The sequence below is a fragment of the Soonwooa sp. genome (genome assembly GCF_030151385.1).
GTDB lineage: Bacteria > Bacteroidota > Bacteroidia > Flavobacteriales > Weeksellaceae > Soonwooa.
The window spans coordinates 47315-68758 of the sequence record NZ_JASLDS010000073.1; the positions used below are offsets into that span (position 1 = coordinate 47315).

The following is a 21444-nucleotide window of genomic DNA, read 5'->3' on the forward strand; positions in this document are numbered from 1 at the left end:
CCTAAAAAGATTGGTTATGTTATATGATTACGCTACGCAATAACTATGAAAAGCTTTCTTGCAACAAACTATTGAAAAGCGCTTCGCTTTTGGCTAAGGCGTCTTGTGTGAATTGTTTTTGCGCTTCTATTACTGCAATACGTTCTGCAAACTGGTTTTGAAGAGAAATGGGGGGATTCGAAATAATTAGATCTTTTAATGCAAAAATTTTCAATTCAGCGAAAGTAGTACCTGATGCAATTTTTGAATAATTTTTTGCAAAATTTGCTTTTAAATTTTTCTTTAGAAAGGTACTATTAATTTTAGTTTGATTTACTTTAACCCATAAAACACGACCATCTTTAAAATAAAATGGATCATTATTCTTCACCTCAAAAATTCTTCCATCTGGACAAATAGAAGGCATTAATAAATCTCCTACTTGTGGTATACCAGAATCTTTTTTTAATTTATGATAATGATGTTCTGATATGAATAAAGTTGGATTAATCATTTCATCATTTCCAAGAGCACCTACTTCAGTACCTCTATAAAAAGGAATACCATTCTCTTTTAACTCTTCTACAAAAACCCTCTTACTAGATCCGACTCCACATAAATCTCCCAGTTTCACTTTCTCCCAACCCATTTCATTTTTCACAGGATCACCAAACATATCGATAAAAAGCGATTGGGTAAGTGCATCGTATTTGTCGATAAGTTGTTGGTTGAGGCGGCGGATTTCATCGGCTTTGTCCAACTTTGCCGCAATGGCTTTTTGCTGGTCTAAAGAGGGAAGTGGGATTTCGATGGCTTCTAACTTTTTCCTTGAAATCCTTTGTCTAGTAGTACCTGTAACACCTGATGAAACTTTATTTAAAAAACTTTCAGAATTAATGTAGTGAACTAAATAACGATTATCAAGATCATTGTTCTTATTTCTAAAAATAGCAATATCAACAACTGTAACATATTTATTTACTTCTTCAAAAGGAAATTCGCAGCATCTTCCAATTGGATCAGGCATTCTTGCAATTAAAATATCTCCTTTTTCTAAAAAAGTACATTTCAATTCTAAAGCTTTTTCGTAATTCATAAATCGATTTGACTTATTAATAAAATTACGTATTCCAATATCAGCTAATTGTATCAGTTTTACTTCTCCATTTAAATCTTGATCTTTACTTTCAATCCAGTCTCCATCTTTAAAAAGTCCGTTTCCCTTAACTAATTCACCTAATCTAATTCTCTCCATTTTTTATTTTATTTCTAACACCAGTGAACTGGATTTTGGGTTTCTATTGAGGCTTTACAAAGATTTTCTAAGGATTCTATAACGGACATCCAATAGTCGTCGCCATCAAATTCTTCTTTAACCACTTCATAAGCGATTTCGGTTTCAGCAGGTTTGTTTTCGCCTAACTGTATTGGGAAATATGAACCTATATTTAAACCTTTTGCATGCTCATCAATAAATGCTACTCGCTTTTCATCAACGACAACCGTCGAAAATTCTTTTGCGTGAAACAATATGTATTCGTTTTCGACACCTCCAATTTTTTTCTTCTCAAGTATGAAAAAACCTCTACTATCTAATACCAAGCTCTTGTTATAATCAAAAAAACCAAATCGTATTGTTTCATTATAGTCACCAATCATAATGACATCATGACTCTTTGTCTCTCGTAATACAATCTTATCGATTTTGGGTTGTAACGACTTTAGCAATTGCAATTCGGCTAAAGCTTTTTCAGATTGTGATGCAGACATTGCTCCGCCATTATGCGTGGGCAATTCTTTGGACAAAGTAGGGAATTTTTCATTTCCTCCTTGCTCAAAAAGATAGTTTCTGAAGCCAGACATTCCCGCAGAATTGCAAATGTGTTCTGAGGAAATTTCCATGTCTTCATGTGGACATGCTGTGCGCTTCCATTGATCCAACAAATCATTTTTATCGAAATAGTCATTCCATTCTTCATCTGTTTTCAAATTATCCTCAGAAATATTGTAACCAATTCCATCATCATCCAATATAACCAATTCTGGAAATGGTGGTGCAATGGTCTTCCCATCTTGATAGCATCTGCAAACTACAAAACCGTGATAACTCATGATTGCAACATTTTTTCAAGTTCAATAATGGCAGCTTGTCTTTGTGCATCCAAGGTTTTGATGTCTGCAATAATATCTTTTGGAGCGTCATAATGCACAGCTTCGTAAACGACTTCCTTGTAACGGTTGATGCTAAGATCATAATCGTTGGCGACGATTTCTGCTTTAGGAACCAGGAAAGATTGTTGGGTACGGTCTTTGTAGTTTTCGGCTGATGGTTGTTGGTAGATGGTTTTCCAATCCAACAATATGTTTGGGATATCGCATTTCCCAGCGACTTCGTCTTTGATGTTTTCAGGTTCAGAAAAAACTTGATCAAAAGCGTCTTCAGAAATCAATAGATTACGTTTGTCGTCCAAACTTAATCCATCTGCCTTCATATCGTAAAACCAAACATTGTCTGTACCTCCAGAATTGGTTTTAGTGAAGATAAGGATGGCTGTACTCACACCAGCATAAGGTTTGAAAACACCACTTGGCATAGAGATTACACCTTGCAACTGATGTTCTTCTACCAATTCTTTGCGGATATTTTTATGAGCGCCCGAACTTCCAAACAAAACGCCGTCAGGTACAATAACAGCAGCGCGTCCGCCTGTTCTTAGCATTCTGAGAATTAATGATAAAAACAATAATTCTGTTTTCTTGGTTTTGGTGGTTTGCAACAAGCTTTTTTCTACTTCGTCATAGTCCAAAGCACCTTTAAAAGGTGGATTTGCAAGAATTAATGAATATTGATTGGTTGTTTCGTTGCTTTCTGCCAAGGCACTTCCGCCTGTTAGAGACGGATTTTCGATACCATGTAATTGCAGGTTCATCGATGCAATACGCATCATGGAAGGGTCAATCTCGATTCCGTTGAACATTTTTTTATTGTAATGTTCTCTAAAGTCTTTTTCTAAAAACCAATCTTCATGCACCTCATGAAGATATTGACTGGCGTTCACCAAAAATCCTGCGGTACCCATTGCTGGATCGCAAATCGTATCTTCTTCACTCGGCTCCATTAATTCTACCATCATACGGATGATATGTCTTGGTGTACGGAATTGCCCATTAGTACCAGCTTCGGCAATTTTAGAAAGCATATATTCGTACAAGTCACCTTTGGTATCTTTCTTTTCCAAAGGTAATTTGTCGATTTGCTGAACCACTTTATCCAATAGTTTGGAAGTTGGAATCATAAAGGTTGCACCTTTCATGTACTCGGAAAACTTACCACCATCAGCACCTAAAGTCTTCATGAAATCGAATGCTGTGATGCCATTAAGTTCTTTCTTTGGACGCGTAAAGATATCGAACATTACTTCTGGATCTTTATCCTTGAAGTTGCTCCAGCGTAAGGCTTCTTGATTGTCCTTATAAATAGGCTTACGTTGAGAACTTCCCAATCTATTGATGTCTTTTTCGTACAGCATCTGACGATCATCCAACTGTTTCAAAAATATCAAATACGTAAATTGCTCGATAACAGTAAGTGGGTTAGAAATTCCACCTGTCCAGAAGTCGTTCCAGATTTTATCTATTTGGGATTTTAATTCGCCAGTAATCATATATCTTTTCTTAAAAGACGTAAAAATAGGGATATTTTCCATGGTTTTTAGGGTTTGATTTGTTGTTTTTTTGGAAGCTTTGTTAAGGCTCTGAATCTTAACAAGGCTTTTTAGGCTGTCAATTATTTTTCAGCCATAATTTTGTCTTTTTCTTTCTGGAATTCGTCATCCGAAAGTATTCCGTTATCCTTCAGCTCTTTAATCTTTTTCAGTTTGTCATACTTGCTTTCAGAAATAACAACCTGCGTTTGATTTTTAGATTTTGGCATAAACTCGTTTGGAACTATTATTTCTCCTGATCTAATTGCATTTTCCAAGTCAACTTCGTAGTTCATTAAGCCTCGTCCAATTTTGACATAATAGACGTAACCGTTTTTCTTACTTCCGCGCGGCATAATTTTTTTTACGCTGTAGGATAAACCCGAATTACTTCTTGCGAAAGAATTTGCCTGATTCGCTAAGCCTTTATAACCGGTTGTAGATGTATAATTAAACAATGAGCTGGCATTGGTACGGATAAATTTAAAGTCGCCATCGTTCATAGATCCTGTTCCGATTTTCAGTTCAAGTCCTTCGTAGGCTTTAAAACCAGTAGACGTTGTTAAGGTGTCATTTTCGAATTTTGGTTCTTGCTGTGCAGAAGCAAAAATTCCAATTAATAGTAGAGAAAGTAGTACTAAATTTTTCATAGTTTAAAATATTAAAAGGTTAATTAATTCACTAAATGAGCAACAACTGAGATTTGATTTTCTGGATGAGCATCTTTAGAAATTCTTTGGATTCGAGCTTCCACAAACTTGTGCAATCCAACGCTAAAGAGTTTGTAAAATATTCTGTTTTCGGATCTTGGTACAAATCCTAATTTGTAATCTTCATAATAAATGGCGATTGCTCGAGCATCATATTTGTTTTCTTTGTCAATCTTTAAGCGAAGCTTAGTTCCAATTCTTAAATCTTTAAAGGCAAGGACTCCATCATAATAAGTGAAGCCCGCGATGTCGAAATGCGACAAGTGTTCTTTTTTCATTTTTTAAAGTTTTAATTAATAATTCAAAGGTGAGATTGAAGTGTGCAGAGGAAGTGCACAGTATAAAATATATTCTTATAAAAAAAGAGATAATTTAATTTACCTTCAACTCATCAAATTTGGCCTTCATTGTGGCATTTCCGTAGGTTAACTTTTTGATCGATAAATCTTCTGCTTTTTGATTAGCCAGTCTTAGTTGATTCTCACTTGTTGTTAATTCTTCCTTAACTTTTTTCATCTTAGCAATAGACTTATCTATTTCCGCTATGGCATTTTGAAAATGCTTAGAAGCAGAAAGGTAGTTTTTGGCAAATCCGTCTTTGAACGTATTTATTTTTTCTTCAAAATGGGTGATGTCTAGGTTTTGATTTTTAATGTTGGCTAATTCTGATTTATACTGCATTGAGTTCAGTGCAGCATTTCTCAATAGTGTAATTAATGGTATGAAAAATTGAGGACGAATAACGTACATCTTTGGATACTTATAAGAAACATCTAGAATACCCGAATTATACAGCTCGTTATCTGCTTCCAAAAGGGAAACTAAAATTGCATATTCACACTTTTTCTCAACTCTATCTTTATCTAATTTGGCAAAAAAATCTTCGTTTTTTTTCTTAGAACTGGTTTCTTCATTTTCATTTTTCATTTCAAATATAATAGAAACAACCTCATTACCAGACACATCAGTTTCGCGAAAAATAAAATCACCTTTTGTACCTGTTTTAGCATCATTGTCTTTTTCAAAATAAGCATTCTGGAAAGCAGAAGAGCGCAATTTATTGAATTCTATTTCGCAATGTTGCTCCAAAGTTTCACCAATCATTTTAGTGGAAAGTTTCTGTTTAAAATCTCTTAGTCTTGCAATTTCATCATCTTTCATTTGTAAAGTTTGATCCTTCAAGTTTATCTTATTTTTATATCTATCCTCAACTTCTTTTTCAATCAACAACTTTTCTGACTCTTTAATTTTGACTTCAAATCTTAAATCATCTCTTTCCTTTTCTAAGGATTTTAATGCTTCGGATAACTCTAGCTTTTTCACCAATTCAGATTGATTAAGTTTGGATCTTAAATCTGAAATTTCTGAATCCTTATTGGTAATGGTTTTTTGAAATGCGGATTTTACCCTTTCCTCGGTGATAGTAATTTCAGATGTTTTTTCTTTTTCTGCTAACTTTAATCTGTCATCAATTTCCCTTTCAAATTCTTTGTTTCGGATTTGTTTCAGGATTTCGCTAAATCCAAATTCATCAACTTTAAAAGCTGTTTTACAACTTGGACAAATGATTTCGTTTTTTGTGTTTTGACTTTCTTGAGTTTTCATACTTAATACATTTTATGATTATTGTACAAAGATGAAAAAAATCAGTGCAGAGGAGGTGCACTGATGAAATTAATGCATTTTAGAAATACGATTTGATAAACTTTCTTTTAATGTTTCAGGTTGTAAAACCCTCATGTTTTCACCATAAGACAAGATTAAACTTTCTAGCTCATAATTGTGCTTAACCTCGATCGTTAAGATGTTTTCTTTGATTTTTTGAGATCCGTGAATTGGTTTTGAAGAAATGTATGGGATGATGTTGGGAGTGAGTTTAATACTTATTTTCTCAGCTTTCTTCGTTGGATCATTACTTACTCCTATGATATCGTCAAAGTATTCGTCAAAGTTCTCTTCTGATTTGATAAACGAATCTTTTGATTGTTGAAGTGATTTTATTCGATCTAATGCAAGATTTTGAATTACAGAAAGCTTATGATTCCAACCAAACAAGAACCAGCGATTGTTGTATTGTTTCAGATAATAAGGAGAGATTAAAAAAGAAGATTCCTTATCAGACTTAAAGCTTTTGTATACGATTTCTAATACTTGCTTATTTGAAATATATTGAAAAAGTTGGTTAAGATATTCAACACCTTTTAAAAACTCATTTTCCTCAAAACTAATAATTTGCTGATTGCTTGAATCTGTATTTAACCCCGATTGCAATTTTGCCTGTAAACTTGCTACCCAATCAAATCCAGGAAGGGAGTTTAGCCTATTGAGTGTTGCTAATGCTTCTCTTAAAGAATCTAATTCGGCAGGATTAATGGGTGTTTTTAATATAGAAAACTCTGGATCATCATAACGATAATATACTTTTCTGCCGTCTTTATAACTTACAATAGGTGCATTAAATCCAGCATCGCTTTTCATAAAATCAATGTCATCAAAAATCTGTCTTCTAGAAACTTTTGTTTCTTTTACATAATGATCAGTTAGAACAAGGGAGCAATAATCAATTAGATCATCAATAAAGAACTTTTTATATTGATTGGAAAAGCATTTATCTAATGCATTGTAACGTAATTGAGCATTCTTGTTAGTGGCCATTATTTATTTTTTGATGACCTTTAAAAGTACTTAAATATACCATATAAATCCAAAAGAAACTAGTTATGATAGGTATAAAAACAAAAGACACCCGCTAATTAGTGGGTGTCTTTTTGGGTGTTAATTCTGTAACCTATTGATATTCAATAAGTTTTGCAGAGAGGAAGGGATTCGAACCCTCGATAGAGTTACCCCTATACTAACTTTCCAGGCTAGCTCCTTCAACCACTCGGACACCTCTCTTTTTATAAGTCTGCAAATATAGTTAATTATTTGGCTTTGCCTAATATTTAATGGAAATCTTTAGTAACCTCCCCACAAATATCTTCATCGAACAAATCTGCGAAACTAGCTTTATACCTAGGATTATTTAGCAAGTGCATCGATTTTGTAATCGCAGCCTCAGCGGTCATATCTTTACCGTTAATAGCACCAACTTGGCTAAAAATATTGCTATTGCTATACTTTCCAAAACTAATACCACCAGAAACACACTGGCTTATGACGATAATCTCAACATTTCGGCTACGAAGTTCGCGCAAAACGCGTTCTGTCTGTTCGTTATTAAAAATCGTTCCCGACCCGAAAACCTGAAGAATAAGGACTTTAACAGAGGTAACCTCTAATAAAAAGTCAAAATTCATTCCAGGGAAGATGCGCCAAAACAATACATTTTCGTCAAGATGCAGATCGATTTCAAAATCATTAGATGTAGGTTTTAGAAGACTATCTTTATCAATATTTAGATGGACACCAGATTGCCCCAAAATTGAATAATTAGGACTTTGGTAAGCATCAAAATATTCTGCCGAAAACTTCAAACTACGATTACCACGCAATAATTTGTATTCAAAATACAAAGTCACCTCTTGTATAACTGCTTCGTCATTTTCATAAAGACTGGCATAATAGATACTTGTCAAGAGATTTTCTTTCGCATCAGTTCTCAAATCTCCGATTGGTAATTGTGAGCCAGTTAACACAACTGGTTTGCTAAGGTTTTTAAGCATAAAACTTAATGCCGACGCAGTATACGACATTGTATCTGTACCGTGCAAAATCACAAAACCATCAAAAGTTTCATAATTTTCCTGAACAATTTTTGCAATACCTTGCCACTGTTTTGGTCCCATATCCGACGAGTCCACAGGATAGTCAAAAGACTTTACCGAAACCTCACATTCCATAAGGTTCATTTCGGGCATACGTTTAAAAATATTCGAAAAATCAAAAGGAACAAGACTTCCCGTCGCATAATCTTTCTCCATCCCGATTGTTCCGCCAGTATAGATGATCAAAACCTTTCTTTTCATACTTCAAAAATAAACAAATATCCCATTTCAAAACAAAGAAAACAAAGCTTCAATTTTATTAGGAGCTTTATCCCGCTGTCCGCTGTATCCTTTTGTTGTGTCGCTCGGACGACTCCGCTACGCTCCGTCGCCTCGCGCCACCACAAAAGGATGCCGCTTCCATCGGGGCTAGGGATTTGTCAACAAAAGAAAATTGGTGATAATTATTTAAGAATTTATGATCAAAGATTTAAGATGTACGATTTAATCGTCATGTTTTAAGACGTGTTATCAACAATACTTAATCGCGGATTTCAGAACAATGCAAAAAACTAATCCTCAAAAGCATCCAAAATCACCTCGTATTCATAACCTTTAGAAAGCAGAAATTTAATAATCTTATTTTTCTTCTTAAAAGCATTAGACTCAGAAATAATCTCCGACTGCTTTTCTATGAATACCTGAATCTGTTTGCGATAATCGTCCTCGTAGATTTCGTCCCAGCAACGACTAATCAATTTATCGTTGATTTGTTTTTGTTTAAGATTGAGTTTTATCTTGTTGCGCCCCCAATGTTTGATGTAAAACTTCCCTCGAATATAACTGCGCACAAAACGCTCTTCATCCAGATACTTCTCCTGAATCAAGTACATCAAAATCTCCTCCTTAGCCTCTGGAATCAACAAAAAATCACGCATCTTCTGCTCCACTTCATAATGACAACGATCTTGATAAACGCAATAGTTGAGCATCTTCTGTTTTATTTCTTCAAAGGTGTAGGACTTCTTTTCCATGGCGACATTCTCTTTCTTTCACTAATATCTTGCAAAGAACTAAAATTTATTTTTAACTAAAAAAGCTAAATCATTAAAATGATTTTCATCCAAAGTCCTTTCAAAAATTAGCTTTTGACAAACAAATTAAAATAATATTACAAAAAAATCACACTAAAATTAATTTCCTTTAATTTTCTCTAAACTTTTATATATTTGATTCAAATAAAACTATGGAAAAGAAACTAAAACTTTGGGATGCCACAATGATTGTGATGGGATCAATGATTGGGAGCGGAATCTTCATTGTAAGTTCGGACATTATGCGAAATCTTGGTTCGGGCTATTGGCTCATTGTCGTTTGGTTGTTGACCGCTCTTATGACCGTTGCTGCCGCAATCAGCTATGGCGAATTATCCGCCATGTTTCCAAAAGCTGGAGGACAATACACCTACATTACCGAGATTTTCGGAAAAATGATGGGTTTTCTCTACGGTTGGGGACTTTTTACAGTCATCCAAACTGGAACAATCGCTGCTGTTGCCGTGGCTTTTGGAAAATTTACAGCTTATCTCATTCCGAGTCTTAACGATGCTGCGCCTCTTTTCCAAAGTGGAAGTTTCAAAATTACATGGATTCAGATTTTAGCAATTTTTGTTATTTTAATTCTAACATTCATCAATACACGCGGCGTCCAAAGTGGAAAGATGCTTCAAAATATTTTCACGTCATCCAAAATCATCGCACTTTTAGGATTAATTGCTTTAGGATTTATTTTAGTAGAACATTCTCAGTTGGCTAATAACTTCCAATTTGGTTGGGAAGCTTTTCAGAATTTCGGAACCGAAGTTAATGGTCACAAAGAACCAGCAAGCTGGCTACCAATTTCGGGTACAACAGTTCTGGGTGGCATTGCAGCAGCAATGGTAGGTTCTGTGTTTAGTTCTGTGGCTTGGGAAAATGTCACTTTTGTTTCGGGCGAAATCGAAAATCCTCGCAAGAATGTTGTTCGTGCCATGATTATTGGGACAAGTTCTGTAATGATTTTGTATCTTTTGGTTAATCTCGTCTATCTCAACACCTTAACACGCGACGAAATCGCTTTTGCAGCCAATGACCGTGTTGCCGTAGCCTCTGCTGAAAAAATCTTTGGAAATGCTGGGACAATTATTATGGCAGTTCTGGTGATGATTTCAACTTTTGGTTGTGTTAATGGTATTACCCTCGCTGGTGCACGCGTTTTCCAAACGATGGCTAAAGATGGTTTATTCTTAAAAGCAGCTATTAAAAATAATCGTTTCGATGTGCCAGCCAATTCGCTTTGGATGCAAGGGATTTGGGCAAGTTTGCTTTGTCTTAGCGGTCAATACGGCGATTTGCTGGATATGATTTCATTTGTCATTGTTCTATTTTATATGCTAACTGTTTTTGGCGTTATCTATCTCAGAATCAAAAAACCAAATATAGAACGCGATTACAAAACGTGGCTCTACCCTATTACACCAGCCATTTATTTAATAATCGGTATTTCGTTTTGTGTACTTTTATTTATTTACAAACCGCAGTACACTTGGCCTGGATTAGGTTTGATATTGACAGGATTACCCGTATATTTACTCATCAATAAAAAGTCTTCCTAAAAATTGAGCATTTGAGTAATATCACATCTTTATTATCAGACATCCAACATCGTCCTTATCCTTTACCAAAAGGGCAATTTCAGTATTATCAAGAGTGGAATCGCGCTGTTTTCTTACACTGGAAAGTCGATTACGAAAGTTTGCGAAAGTTGGTACCTGAGACTTTTAATCTAGACCAAATCGATGGCGATTATTACATTTCGATAGTTGCTTTCACAATGGAAAAGATTCGTCCAAGATTGTTGCCATCGCTTTCATTTATTTCAGATTTTGATGAAGTTAATGTCAGAACTTATATTGAAAATGACGGTAAAAAAGGTGTCTATTTTATCAATATTGAGGGTGGAAAATTATTGTCATGTGTCATTGCAAAAGCACTTTCGGGACTTCCATATGAAAAAGCAAATATGAAGAGAAGCGCTGGACAATATGATTCTCAACTTGATTCAAAAAATCTAAAACTCCATATCGATTACGAAATCGGAAATCCTTTAAATCAAAAAACAAATCTCGACTTTTGGTTAACGGAGCGTTATTGCTTGTATTTACAACATAACGGGCAAAATATTCGTTACGATATTCATCACAAAGAATGGGAAATTAATGAGGTTAAAATCAAAAATTTAGAAACAAAATACAAATTTGGAGCGCTTGATTTCACCAACCGAAAACCAGATTTAACACATTATTCCAAAGGTGTGGAAGTTGTTGCTTGGAAGAAAGTTATTTTATAAACTTAAAGGCAAAAATTATCAATGACACTCCAAAACAAGCTTTATTAAAATTTAAATAAACATAAAAAAAATCCGAAGCCAAAACTTCGAATTTTAATTTTTTTTGTGTTTTAAAACTAATCTTTAGTGAACAATGATCCGATAATTGCGCTAACAATCGAAAGCAAAATACTAAAGACAAATGCCCAGCCGAAACCATCAACCGTCATACTGTCCATAAAATGGTCACAAAGCAAAATCATAACGGCATTGATTACCAACGAGAAAAGCCCCAAAGTCAAAATCGTAATCGGCAACGAAAGAATTGCTAAAATTGGACGAACCAACATATTGAGAATCCCCAAAACGATGGCAAAAATAATCGCCGAACCAAAATCCTGAAAATGCACACCCGACAAAATTTTGCTTAATAAAAATGCAGAAACCGCGGTCACAAGTAAGTTAATAATTAATCGCATAGTTTTATTTTTTTAGGTTATTAAATATACATTTTGGTATTGTTGCAAATTTCGTGCAGACTTCGATTAATGAGGCATTCTTTTGAAAGCATCGACTTTCATAATGTTAGAATCTGTCTCATTTTTGCTTTTATCTTCAATCAAAATTCCTGATAAATGGTCAATCTCATGTTGGAAAATAACCGCAGAAAATCCTTCAACGATTTCAATCGTTTTTTTGCCAGCCAAATTCCAATATTCTAATTGTATCACCTGACTTCTGTAAAACATATCTCTAAATTCTGGAATCGACAAATCGCCCTCTGGACCAAAATTCAAAATTTCGGACTTCCACAGAATTTTTGGATTTAGAAAATACTCCAGTGGATTTCCTTCTTTATCAAAACGTTGCACCCAGATTACATCGCGGTTAATACCAACTTGTGGTGCCGCGATCCCAACACCACCATCTGTCGCCAACAAAGCCAACTTCATACGATGGACCAAAGTTGCCGTATTCGGGTCTTTGGGATTGACCTCTTTGGACTTTGCCAACAGAACAGAATGTTGATGTGCATCGGTTGTCTGATAAATTGGAAGCGCCGAATTTTTATCGTTTGAATTGATTAATTTGATTTCTGCAGCCGTGTATTTTTGACCAAAGGCCAAACAATTGATAGAAATCGTAACGAGCAGTAAAAATGTTTTCATAGTTTTTTGAAGATAAATTTAATAAGTTTTTGTCATATCAGATGGCAAAATCAAATTAAATTCTGTCGGGATATAATCTTTCTCAGGAAAAGCTAAATCTTTGGATTCGCTTTCCACAACTGTAATAACCGCAACTTTAAGGCTCGGATTTGCCTTCTTCAAATACCAATAGATGCCGCCATATTCTTTGCTATGATAATTTCCGTTGTAGTGTAGAAAAAGCTTTCCAGACTTCCAAGATTTAAGGATAGATTCTGCCATCGTCGCATCTTTCACAGCTTGGGCAGAGACAAAATTCATTACCTTCATATCATCAGCATGGTCGCCCATCATGGCTTTCATTTCCTTATAACCTGGCGTTTCCAAAGTCACATTAATAGGAAGTTTAGCAATATCTTTTTTATCAGAATCAGGAAGTTGATTCAAGGATTCCAAACCCTGCTTTGAAACCTGCGACGCAAATTTTCGAGGAATATTAGTAGCGATAAATTCAAGTTTATTTGATTTAGCAAAATCTACAAGCGGTTGATAATCGGTGGTAAAATTATTCCAAAGGCGAACAGAATCTTTTAAATTTTTAACTTCTAATTTTCCAGCTAAATATTGGTTAAGTCCTGATTGATTATCGCGCTCGAACATTTCGGCACCGAGAATTAGATTTTTATTCTTTTCAAACAAAGCTTCTGTCAAACGCAATTGCAACCAATGATTTATGGAATTATTATGGTTCTCCCCAAACAAAACAACATCATATCCCAAAAGAGATTTTATCATTTTGTCGGTTTTCACAACTTTTCCAGATTTATCATAAAACTGAAAAGCACTGAAATCCTGCGCCTTGAAACCAATCGCCAATAATGGTGTCTGCAATTAACAACAACACTGCACCAAAAATGGCTGACAATGGCAATATCAAAACATAATTTGATTTAAAAATAAGTCTCAAAATATAAGGAACGATAAGTCCTACAAAACCAATTGTCCCAGAAAATGCCACGCAAGTCCCCACCATCAAAGCCGTAATCACGACGATTTGTTTTTTGAGTTTCTCGACATTAACGCCAAGATGTTCTGCATCTTTTTCGCCCAACATCATCGCATTAAGCGCTTTTCCTTTTGGCAAAAGAACGCCATAACTAATTATTAAGACTACAAAAAGTACCAAGTTTTTGGTCCAAGTTGCAGCTGCTAAGCTTCCCATATTCCAAAATGTTAAATCTCGAAGTTGGTCATCTTTATTGCTGCCCAATCCTGTGTCACCAACAACCGGAATATTATCAATCAAAACTTTGACATAGTCGCCTCCTAAACCTAGAATATTTGCTGTAGAATTACCTGACTTCGAATCTGGGACAATTAACATATTAAGGCTTTGGTTAAGGACTTCCGAAACATTATTTGCTGCCATCGACCTAATTTGGGCTTCGTTAATAACCTCCACTTTATAGATCGATTTGTTAATACTTTGCGCTTTATACTGTGCAGTAGTCACGACAACTTCATCAATATTTTTGCTCTTTATAGAATCTTGTTGTTGCGCTTGCATTGTTATCGAAAGTGCTAAAACAAAGATTGGCAGTAGCTTCCTTTTCATGAACTAAAAAATTTTTGACAAATATATAATTTTATTTAGAATAATTAAAAATAATTCTATAGTTTTGTAGAATAATTCTAAATAACAATTTTACATATTAAATTTTTCTCTATGAAAACAAAACTATTATTAGCGTCAATATTGGCCTTAACGGTACAGACTCAAGTTTTAGCCCAAACAGATGAGCTTGGTTACAAAACAGTTAGCTTAACAATGGGACCTTCATACCAAAATCAAGTTTACTTCAACTTGGCTAATGAAAATATAAAATCACAATTGGCAAATCAGTGGGATATTGCGTTTTACCGCAATTCTATTATGGATATGGGGATCAAAGTTAATGATGCCAAAGACATAAAAGTTTATCAAGTTTCGGCGACACCATCGGCATTTGACAGCATCGATCTTTCTCAAAAATCATCTTGGGGCGATCCTTTGTACAACCCTGACACCACTAACAGAATTCAGGAGGGTGCTTTTGACAATGCGACCTTATTGCCACAAGGTCAATTCAATTTTGGATGGGGATCTTACGACATGGTAACGCACATCATTACAGGGAAAGTTTCCTTTGTTTTGGAATACGGAGACGGCAGTATTTACAAGTTTTTTATTAACCAATTCCAAGGTGGTTACACCTTCAAATATGCAAAATGGAATGGATCTGCTTGGGAAGCTATACAAACAAAAACTGTAGCCAATGGATCTGACGACGCTTATTTTAACTACTTTTCATTCGATTCTGGCGAAAAAGTTAACAACATAGAACCTGCGAAAAATGCGTGGAGCTTTATGTTTACTAGATATTACACTTTCTACAATAACATTATGATGTACAGAATGTCTGGTGTTATCCAAAATCCAAACATTAAAGTTGCTAAAATACAACCAGAAGTTCAAGCGAGCGCTACATATGCTGCACCAGCGGACGCAAGTTATTCGGATATGATTACCAGCATTGGACATTCTTGGAAACCAACCAGCGGAGCTTACTCTGATGTTGTATATTACATCAAAGAGGGAAATCAATATTATCGTTTGTACTTCACGCAAAATGGAGGTGCAACAACTGGTAATATGGGCTTCAAATACAAAAACATTACCTCAGAACTTGGCGTTACCGAATTGGGTAAAAAAGCAAGTTTTGGCATCTATCCAAATCCTGTGATTGATAAAAAAGCAACAATCTTATTTGATGTTAAAGAAAACTCTAACAGCAATGGAAGTGCAGAAATCTATGATTTTTCTGGTAAAAAAGTCTTCGAAACCAAACTTACTAAACAAAATGGACTTCATCAGCAAGACCTGAATCTTAGTCAATTGGCTTCTGGTTCTTACTTATTAAAAATTAATTACGCTGGTATTTCGGAAACGAAAAAAATCATCGTAAAGTAAAAAATCCATATCGAGGTCAAATAGTAATATTTGCACAAAGGCTCACCAAATTTGGTGGGCTTTTTCATTTTAATATCGACAAAAATAAATGTAAATTTGTGTGAATAATTTTTCTACAATTATGAACCACAAACAAAACAAAATAGTAAAATTTGAAGATCTTGGAACTCGCGATTATGTGCCTACTTGGGATTACCAAGAGTCTTTATTAAAAGAGAACCTAGACATCAAAGTAAAAAATCGAGATACAGAACCTGACGCACAAGAGATGACTCATAATCATCTATTGTTTGTAGAGCATCCACACGTCTACACTTTAGGTAAAAGTGGGCATGAGGAAAACATGCTCGCAAATGCTGATAAACTAAAAGAAATCGAAGCAACTTATGTTAAAGTTAATCGTGGTGGCGATATCACATACCACGGTTTTGGGCAGATTGTTGGTTATCCGATTTTGGATTTAGAAAATTTCTACACCGATATCCACCGTTATATGCGCGATTTGGAGGAAGTCATTATCCGAACGATTGCAGAATATGGTCTAAAAGGCGAGCGCTCTCCAGGCGAAACTGGTGTTTGGCTAGATGTTGGAAAACCTTATGCCAGAAAAATTTGTGCAATGGGCGTTAAAGCATCTCGTTGGGTTACCATCCACGGTTTTGCTTTAAACGTAAATACCAATATGAAGTATTTTGACTACATCGTACCTTGCGGAATTACTGATAAACAAGTGGCTTCTCTTAAGAATGAATTGGAGCGTGAAGTCGATGTTGAAGAAGTAAAATCAAAAATTAAAAAACATTTCGCAGACGTTTTTGAATGCGAATTGATTTAGAACCTGTTTAAAAATTTTACCGAAATATATTTTTAAACTATTCACATCTTCTTTGCTAAATTTTAATGCTCTTTTAAGCCAATTTTTTACTTCTCATTTTTGATTTAGCCCGCTAAATCTTCAAATCTGAAATAAAAAATTCATCTCAAAATAGCTATGAAAATTTTATCAATAAAATTTAAACAGGTTCTTTAAAAAAAGCGATTTCAAAATTGAAATCGCTTTTTTATTGTTTCTAATTTTTAATGATTTTCTGCATTTCATTATTAATTTTTATAAAATAAAAACCTGGACGCAAATTTAAAACATCAATCACATTTCGTCCTTCCGATACATCATATTCTTTAATAATTTGCTGGTTTGTATTATAAATTTTTGCACGTGCTTTTACCTTAGAATTAATATAAAGATAATCAGTAACAGGGTTGGGAGCTATTACAAACACATGTGTTAAATCCTTAACTTCGGAAACATTAAGTTCACAGTTTTCTGTAAAAGTATCTCCAGAAATTTTCCACTTTTTTTCATTAATAAGCCGAGTACGACTTATTTCTCCATTAGGACCATATTTTAAACCTTGCATATTAATAACTAAATTTTCCGGCGTCGAGTTTCGATCAGACCAGCCTTTTAGCGTTTTAGCATAATTAACACAATCAATACCAGAAAAGCTAAGACTAAACTCCAGATTAGTAACACTTTTCAAATCCCAACCTCCAATATTCTGATTAAATTTATTAGCATAATAAAGGACACCACGCATATTTTCAACATTTCTCACATCCCACTTTCCAATATCTTGATTAAATGAAGTAGCATTTTGGAACATGTAACTCATATTATTTACTTTAGCCACATTCCAATTTGAGATATTTTGATTAAAAGACTTTGTACCATAAAAAGTCCCGCTCATGTCAACAACGTTTGATGTATTCCAATTTCCTATATTTTGATTAAAATTTTCAGCATTATTAAACATATTTTTAATATTCTCAAGCTTTGCAGTATTCCAATTCGAAACTAAACCGTTAAAAGCAGTTGCCCCACTAAACATAGCCTCACATGACACCGCATTTGACATATTCCATGAGTTAAGATTTTGGTCAAATTTCCGCGCGTTTTCAAACATCGAATAAAAATAAATACCTTGACTAGTATTCCAATTAGAAATATCTTGGTTAAAAAGAAAAGCATTACTAAACATGTTAATAAAATATTTAGATTTTCCCGTGCTCCATAATGACAAATCTTGATTGAAGTTATGTGCTTCATCAAACATATAGGAAAAACTCTCAACTTTAGCTGTGTTCCACTTAGCGATTAAACCATTAAAGTTACTCGCTTCTCGAAACATCCCACTCATGTCTAAAACATTAGATGTATCCCAGTCATTAAGATCATCTGAAAATAATATTGCACTCCCAAACATTCCTGACATATTTTTAACCATTGCTGTTTTCCATTGCGAAACTTTCGGAATACTTTCAAGGTTAATACAATTAAAAAACATCATTGACATATCTGTGACCTGAGAAAAATCCGGAACATCTTGCGCCGTAATTTTCAAATTTTCACAATCCCAAAACATTCCAGAAAGGTCACTATTCCAATTCACATCACCCCATTGCGTGACACCAATTAATTTTGCCCTATCATCAAGTTTCATAAGGTTTTTAAACAAAAAACTAAACTTTGATTTTGGATAAAAATCAATGCGATAAACTCCTGATTTTGGAAGATTAAGCGTGAGGTTTCCACCTACAGAATATCCATAATAATTGACGTTTGGCTCATCTACCTTTTCATAATAATAGTCAAAATCACCTTGCGTGCTGATTTTAATGTATTTAACTTGACTAGTGTCCCAGGTCGTTACTATTGGGCGTTGGCTATTATAAAAATGAAAAAAAATGAAAAAGAAAATTGTGTAAAGATTTTTCATATTCTTGCTTTTTATCAAAAATACGATAAATCTCATATAAAAACATTGAAATAATTATCAAATTAAAAATAATTTTACATTGTCATTCCGATTTCGATACCTTTAATCTTTCTATAGAGATCGGTCGCATAATTGTCGGTCATTCCTGATACAAAATCCAAAACGCCCAAAACCTTGTCATAGACACTTCCCTCTTCATAAACAAATTGTTTAGGAATAAGTTTTAAAGCCATTTTATCATAGTTTTTTCGCTCCGATTTTTCTAAAATAATAGATGGAATAAAATGATCCAGCAACTCATACATAACATTGTAGCCCGCATTTTCGATTTCGATGACTGCTTTATGATTGTAGATTTTTTCAATAGAAAAACGTTCGATTTCTGTTAAAGACGAACTTTCTTGTTTAAAAATATCCAAAAGCGCCGTGTCCATAGTTCCTGCAATAATTTTATCAAAGTTAGCTTGGTATGTCGAAATCGATTTATTGATTAACGAGTTGATAACTTTCGCACGCAGATACGAAATTCTCTCGTTCGGGTTTTTAATAATATCGAGCTTATCATTAACACGTTTGATATCGTCAGGATTTACAGATTTAATCAAATCGATGAACAAATCTTCACAATCTCTAGAATTAACAATGCCCAAACGATGCGCATCTTCCATGTCAATAATACTGTAGCAAATATCATCTGCCGCCTCTACTAACCAAACAAAAGGATGTCTTTTATGGATAATTGGTTCATCACTCTCGCGTTGCATGCCTGTCGCATTAGCTATATCTAAAAACGTGGATTTAGAATTCTGAAAAAAGCCAAACTTTTTACGATGGATTATAGCTTTCTTTTTAGCAATTGCTTCGCAAGGATATTTCGCAATACTTGCCAAAGTCGAATAGGTCAATTGTGTTCCGCCTTCGTCTTTACCTTGTTGTTGATGTGTCAAAACCCGAATCGCATTAGCATTTCCTTCAAAGTTTACAAGATCTGCCCATTCTTTTTCATTGAAAAGCGGTTTAAGATCATTTTCATTTTGTTCAAAATAACTTGCAATCGCATCTTCACCAGAATGTCCAAAAGCTGGATTTCCGATATCGTGACAAAGACAAGCTGCTGCAATAACATCACTTAATTGATATTGGTAAAAATTATTTGAGGTTTCGTTAAGATCATTTTTATAATTCTTTGAAACAAAATCACCAATCAAACTTCCCAAACTACGACCGACAGATGCAACTTCCAAAGAATGCGTCAAACGATTGTGTACAAACACGCTTCCTGGCAAAGGAAAAACCTGCGTCTTATTCTGTAATCTTCTGAAAGCAGACGAAAAAATAATTCGGTCAAAATCTCTCTGAAAGTCCGTTCTGGACACAAAAGTTGGTTGATGATTTCCGGTGCGTTGGTTGGTAAAAAGCTTGTTAAGATCCATAGTACAAAAATACTCATTCCGATTTCAAAAGCCTAACAAAGTCTTAGATTTTCATCTATTTAAAAATAAATCAGTATTATTGTAGCCCTAAATTTAATTTATGAAGAAGTTTTATGTATTAGCAACACTTTCTGTTGCTAGTTTAGCATTTTCGCAAAATGCAATTTCATTCGAAGCCTCAGAAGGTTTTACACTTGGTAACATCAATGGACAAAATGGTTGGGAAGTTACTGAAGGGCGTGATGGTTTTTTAACCAATCAAATTATTACTAACGAAAAGGCAAGCTCTGGAAATTTCTCTTTCAAAAATGCTCACGTTAGCGAATACCAAGATCAATGGATGCCAATCATGGGTGCCGAAAAAACATTTGCAGCACCTCTAGATTTTAATGATACCACTATTTCTTACGATTTTTATGCTACGCAAAAAGGCGGTTCTGATTTCGAATTTGCAATTTATGCTATTAATGAAGAGTACCAAGATTACGACACTTTGTTAGCAGTTGGTTTCGAAAACAGAGGAATGATTTATATTTGGAACGAAAATTTTGGCCAAATTGGATATGCTGATAAGACGTGGGAGCCGAATAAGTGGTATAATATGAAAATCCACATCACTACTGATAAAATTACTTACTATCTTGACGATATTAAAATTTTCGAAAACCCAAATGAGTCGAAAGTAAATCTAATAGGAATGAACTTTCTGCACAACAATTATGCGGGAGATGCCTATTATGACAACATCAAAATAAACGAAAAGAATCTTGCAACTTATGAAGCTCAACTTTCAAAAAGTTTAAAAATCTATCCTAATCCGGCAAAAGATACCGTAAGCATCGATAGCAAAGAAGCTGTTGAAAGTTACAACATCTTTAATATGGCTGGTCAAAAATTGCTTTCTGGAAACAGTGCGAAAGACATTAACATCCAATCTTTAACAAAAGGAAATTACATTCTTCAAGTTAAAACTAAAGACAACAAAACACAATCAACCAAGTTGGTTAAGAACTAAAACAAAATCCTGTTTCTCACGAAACAGGATTTTTCCTTATTTATCATATCCATTCGGATGCTGAATCTTAATATTGTCAACTGTTCCCAAAACTTTTTCTTTTAAAGAATCTTGGTATTGTTGCATTTTGTTAGAAACATTTTCGTCGGAAGTTCCAAGGATTTTTGCAGCTAAAATTCCAGCATTAAGCGCGCCATTCAGTGCAACTGTTGCCACAGGAATTCCGCCTGGCATTTGCAAAATCGACAAAACCGAATCCCAACCATCAATAGAATTACTTGACAAAATCGGAACACCAATCACGGGAATCGTCGTGCAGCTTGCCACCATTCCTGGAAGATGCGCTGCGCCACCTGCTCCAGCGACAATCACTTTTAGTCCTCTTTCTTTCGCTTTTTGTGCATAATCGAACATACGTTCTGGTGTTCTGTGCGCCGAAACTACTGTCAATTCGTAAGGGATATCGAGATTTTTAAGGAAATCTGCTGCTTGCTCCATAATTGGAAGATCGCTTTGACTTCCCATAATAATTCCTACCATTTCAATTTTTATTAGATGTCCAAAGATAAAAATTAATAAAAGACAAAACCACCCA

Annotated in this window: 20 protein-coding genes, 1 tRNA gene and 1 pseudogene; 5 read left to right on the forward strand and 17 right to left on the reverse strand. The window is 34.5% G+C overall.

Annotated elements, in window-relative coordinates; genetic code table 11:
- Nucleotides 1–43: 43 nt before the first annotated feature.
- The 10 genes from Q1V95_RS14875 to Q1V95_RS14920 all read right to left on the reverse strand — a co-directional run bounded on the left by Q1V95_RS14875 (nucleotide 44) and on the right by Q1V95_RS14920 (nucleotide 9134).
- Nucleotides 44–1234, reverse strand: a complete 1191-nt coding sequence (locus Q1V95_RS14875; protein WP_300675501.1) for a restriction endonuclease subunit S — start codon at nucleotides 1232–1234, stop codon at nucleotides 44–46.
- Nucleotides 1235–1248: 14 nt separating this feature from the next.
- The gene (locus Q1V95_RS14880) at nucleotides 1249–2091 is read right to left on the reverse strand and encodes a hypothetical protein (protein ID WP_300675502.1); all 843 of its coding nucleotides are present in this window, start codon (nucleotides 2089–2091) and stop codon (nucleotides 1249–1251) included.
- A complete protein-coding gene (locus Q1V95_RS14885) occupies nucleotides 2088–3644 on the reverse strand; it encodes a class I SAM-dependent DNA methyltransferase (protein ID WP_366143303.1) in 1557 nt (518 codons plus the stop codon). The genes Q1V95_RS14880 and Q1V95_RS14885 overlap by 4 nt, the downstream gene beginning before the upstream one ends.
- Nucleotides 3645–3766: 122 nt before the next feature.
- Nucleotides 3767–4333, reverse strand: a complete 567-nt coding sequence (locus tag Q1V95_RS14890; RefSeq protein WP_300675504.1) for an SHOCT domain-containing protein — start codon at nucleotides 4331–4333, stop codon at nucleotides 3767–3769.
- Nucleotides 4334–4356: 23 nt separating this feature from the next.
- Complete coding sequence (locus Q1V95_RS14895) at nucleotides 4357–4671, reverse strand: HIRAN domain-containing protein (RefSeq protein ID WP_300675505.1); 315 nt, start codon at nucleotides 4669–4671, stop codon at nucleotides 4357–4359.
- 94 nt (nucleotides 4672–4765) lie between these two features.
- Nucleotides 4766–5998, reverse strand: coding sequence for a DUF2130 domain-containing protein (locus Q1V95_RS14900; RefSeq protein WP_300675506.1), 1233 nt, complete (start codon nucleotides 5996–5998; stop codon nucleotides 4766–4768).
- A gap of 69 nt (nucleotides 5999–6067) precedes the next feature.
- Nucleotides 6068–7048, reverse strand: a complete 981-nt coding sequence (locus Q1V95_RS14905; RefSeq protein ID WP_300675507.1) for a WYL domain-containing protein — start codon at nucleotides 7046–7048, stop codon at nucleotides 6068–6070.
- Between the two features lie 156 nt (nucleotides 7049–7204).
- A tRNA-Ser gene (locus Q1V95_RS14910) sits at nucleotides 7205–7291 on the reverse strand.
- Between the two features lie 47 nt (nucleotides 7292–7338).
- Nucleotides 7339–8361, reverse strand: a complete 1023-nt coding sequence (locus Q1V95_RS14915) for an asparaginase (RefSeq protein ID WP_300675508.1) — start codon at nucleotides 8359–8361, stop codon at nucleotides 7339–7341.
- Between the two features lie 311 nt (nucleotides 8362–8672).
- Complete coding sequence (locus Q1V95_RS14920) at nucleotides 8673–9134, reverse strand: RecX family transcriptional regulator (RefSeq protein WP_300675509.1); 462 nt, start codon at nucleotides 9132–9134, stop codon at nucleotides 8673–8675.
- Between the two features lie 212 nt (nucleotides 9135–9346).
- On the opposite strand from Q1V95_RS14920, the gene Q1V95_RS14925 reads away from it, so the two are divergent.
- Together Q1V95_RS14925 and Q1V95_RS14930 are read left to right on the forward strand one after the other, a co-directional pair.
- Nucleotides 9347–10753, forward strand: coding sequence for an amino acid permease (locus Q1V95_RS14925; RefSeq protein ID WP_300675510.1), 1407 nt, complete (start codon nucleotides 9347–9349; stop codon nucleotides 10751–10753).
- 11 nt (nucleotides 10754–10764) lie between these two features.
- Nucleotides 10765–11487: a DUF2071 domain-containing protein gene (locus Q1V95_RS14930; protein WP_300675511.1), complete on the forward strand. Its 723-nt coding sequence runs from the start codon at nucleotides 10765–10767 to the stop codon at nucleotides 11485–11487.
- Between the two features lie 116 nt (nucleotides 11488–11603).
- Here the strand turns inward: Q1V95_RS14930 and Q1V95_RS14935 are convergent, their stop codons facing one another.
- From Q1V95_RS14935 to Q1V95_RS14950, 4 genes and pseudogenes are all read right to left on the reverse strand, one after another.
- Entirely contained in the window at nucleotides 11604–11945 is a 342-nt protein-coding gene (locus Q1V95_RS14935) for a phage holin family protein (protein ID WP_300675512.1), read from the reverse strand.
- Between the two features lie 66 nt (nucleotides 11946–12011).
- A complete protein-coding gene (locus Q1V95_RS14940) occupies nucleotides 12012–12635 on the reverse strand; it encodes a peptide deformylase (RefSeq protein ID WP_300675513.1) in 624 nt (207 codons plus the stop codon).
- 18 nt (nucleotides 12636–12653) lie between these two features.
- The gene (locus Q1V95_RS14945; RefSeq protein WP_300675514.1) at nucleotides 12654–13505 is read right to left on the reverse strand and encodes a ChaN family lipoprotein; all 852 of its coding nucleotides are present in this window, start codon (nucleotides 13503–13505) and stop codon (nucleotides 12654–12656) included.
- Nucleotides 13495–14229: pseudogene (locus Q1V95_RS14950) on the reverse strand (iron chelate uptake ABC transporter family permease subunit); the annotation flags it as partial. The gene Q1V95_RS14945 and the pseudogene Q1V95_RS14950, both read right to left, overlap by 11 nt.
- A gap of 111 nt (nucleotides 14230–14340) precedes the next feature.
- On the opposite strand from Q1V95_RS14950, the gene Q1V95_RS14955 reads away from it, so the two are divergent.
- Both Q1V95_RS14955 and lipB read left to right on the forward strand, forming a co-directional pair.
- On the forward strand, nucleotides 14341–15624 hold the full coding sequence (locus Q1V95_RS14955) for a T9SS type A sorting domain-containing protein (RefSeq protein ID WP_300675516.1): 1284 nt from the start codon (nucleotides 14341–14343) through the stop codon (nucleotides 15622–15624).
- A 121-nt stretch (nucleotides 15625–15745) separates the two neighbouring features.
- Nucleotides 15746–16459: a lipoyl(octanoyl) transferase LipB gene (gene lipB, locus Q1V95_RS14960; protein ID WP_300675517.1), complete on the forward strand. Its 714-nt coding sequence runs from the start codon at nucleotides 15746–15748 to the stop codon at nucleotides 16457–16459.
- A 235-nt stretch (nucleotides 16460–16694) separates the two neighbouring features.
- On the opposite strand, the gene Q1V95_RS14965 is transcribed toward lipB, so the two are convergent.
- Together Q1V95_RS14965 and dgt are read right to left on the reverse strand one after the other, a co-directional pair.
- A complete protein-coding gene (locus tag Q1V95_RS14965; RefSeq protein WP_300675518.1) occupies nucleotides 16695–18401 on the reverse strand; it encodes a BspA family leucine-rich repeat surface protein in 1707 nt (568 codons plus the stop codon).
- Nucleotides 18402–18475: 74 nt separating this feature from the next.
- A complete protein-coding gene (dgt, locus tag Q1V95_RS14970; RefSeq protein WP_300675519.1) occupies nucleotides 18476–19834 on the reverse strand; it encodes a dGTP triphosphohydrolase in 1359 nt (452 codons plus the stop codon).
- 100 nt (nucleotides 19835–19934) lie between these two features.
- Between dgt and Q1V95_RS14975 the strand changes: the two genes are divergently transcribed.
- Nucleotides 19935–20849, forward strand: a complete 915-nt coding sequence (locus Q1V95_RS14975; RefSeq protein ID WP_300675520.1) for a T9SS type A sorting domain-containing protein — start codon at nucleotides 19935–19937, stop codon at nucleotides 20847–20849.
- A gap of 36 nt (nucleotides 20850–20885) precedes the next feature.
- Here the strand turns inward: Q1V95_RS14975 and purE are convergent, their stop codons facing one another.
- Entirely contained in the window at nucleotides 20886–21389 is a 504-nt protein-coding gene (purE, locus tag Q1V95_RS14980) for a 5-(carboxyamino)imidazole ribonucleotide mutase (protein WP_300675521.1), read from the reverse strand.
- Nucleotides 21390–21444 lie beyond the last annotated feature (55 nt).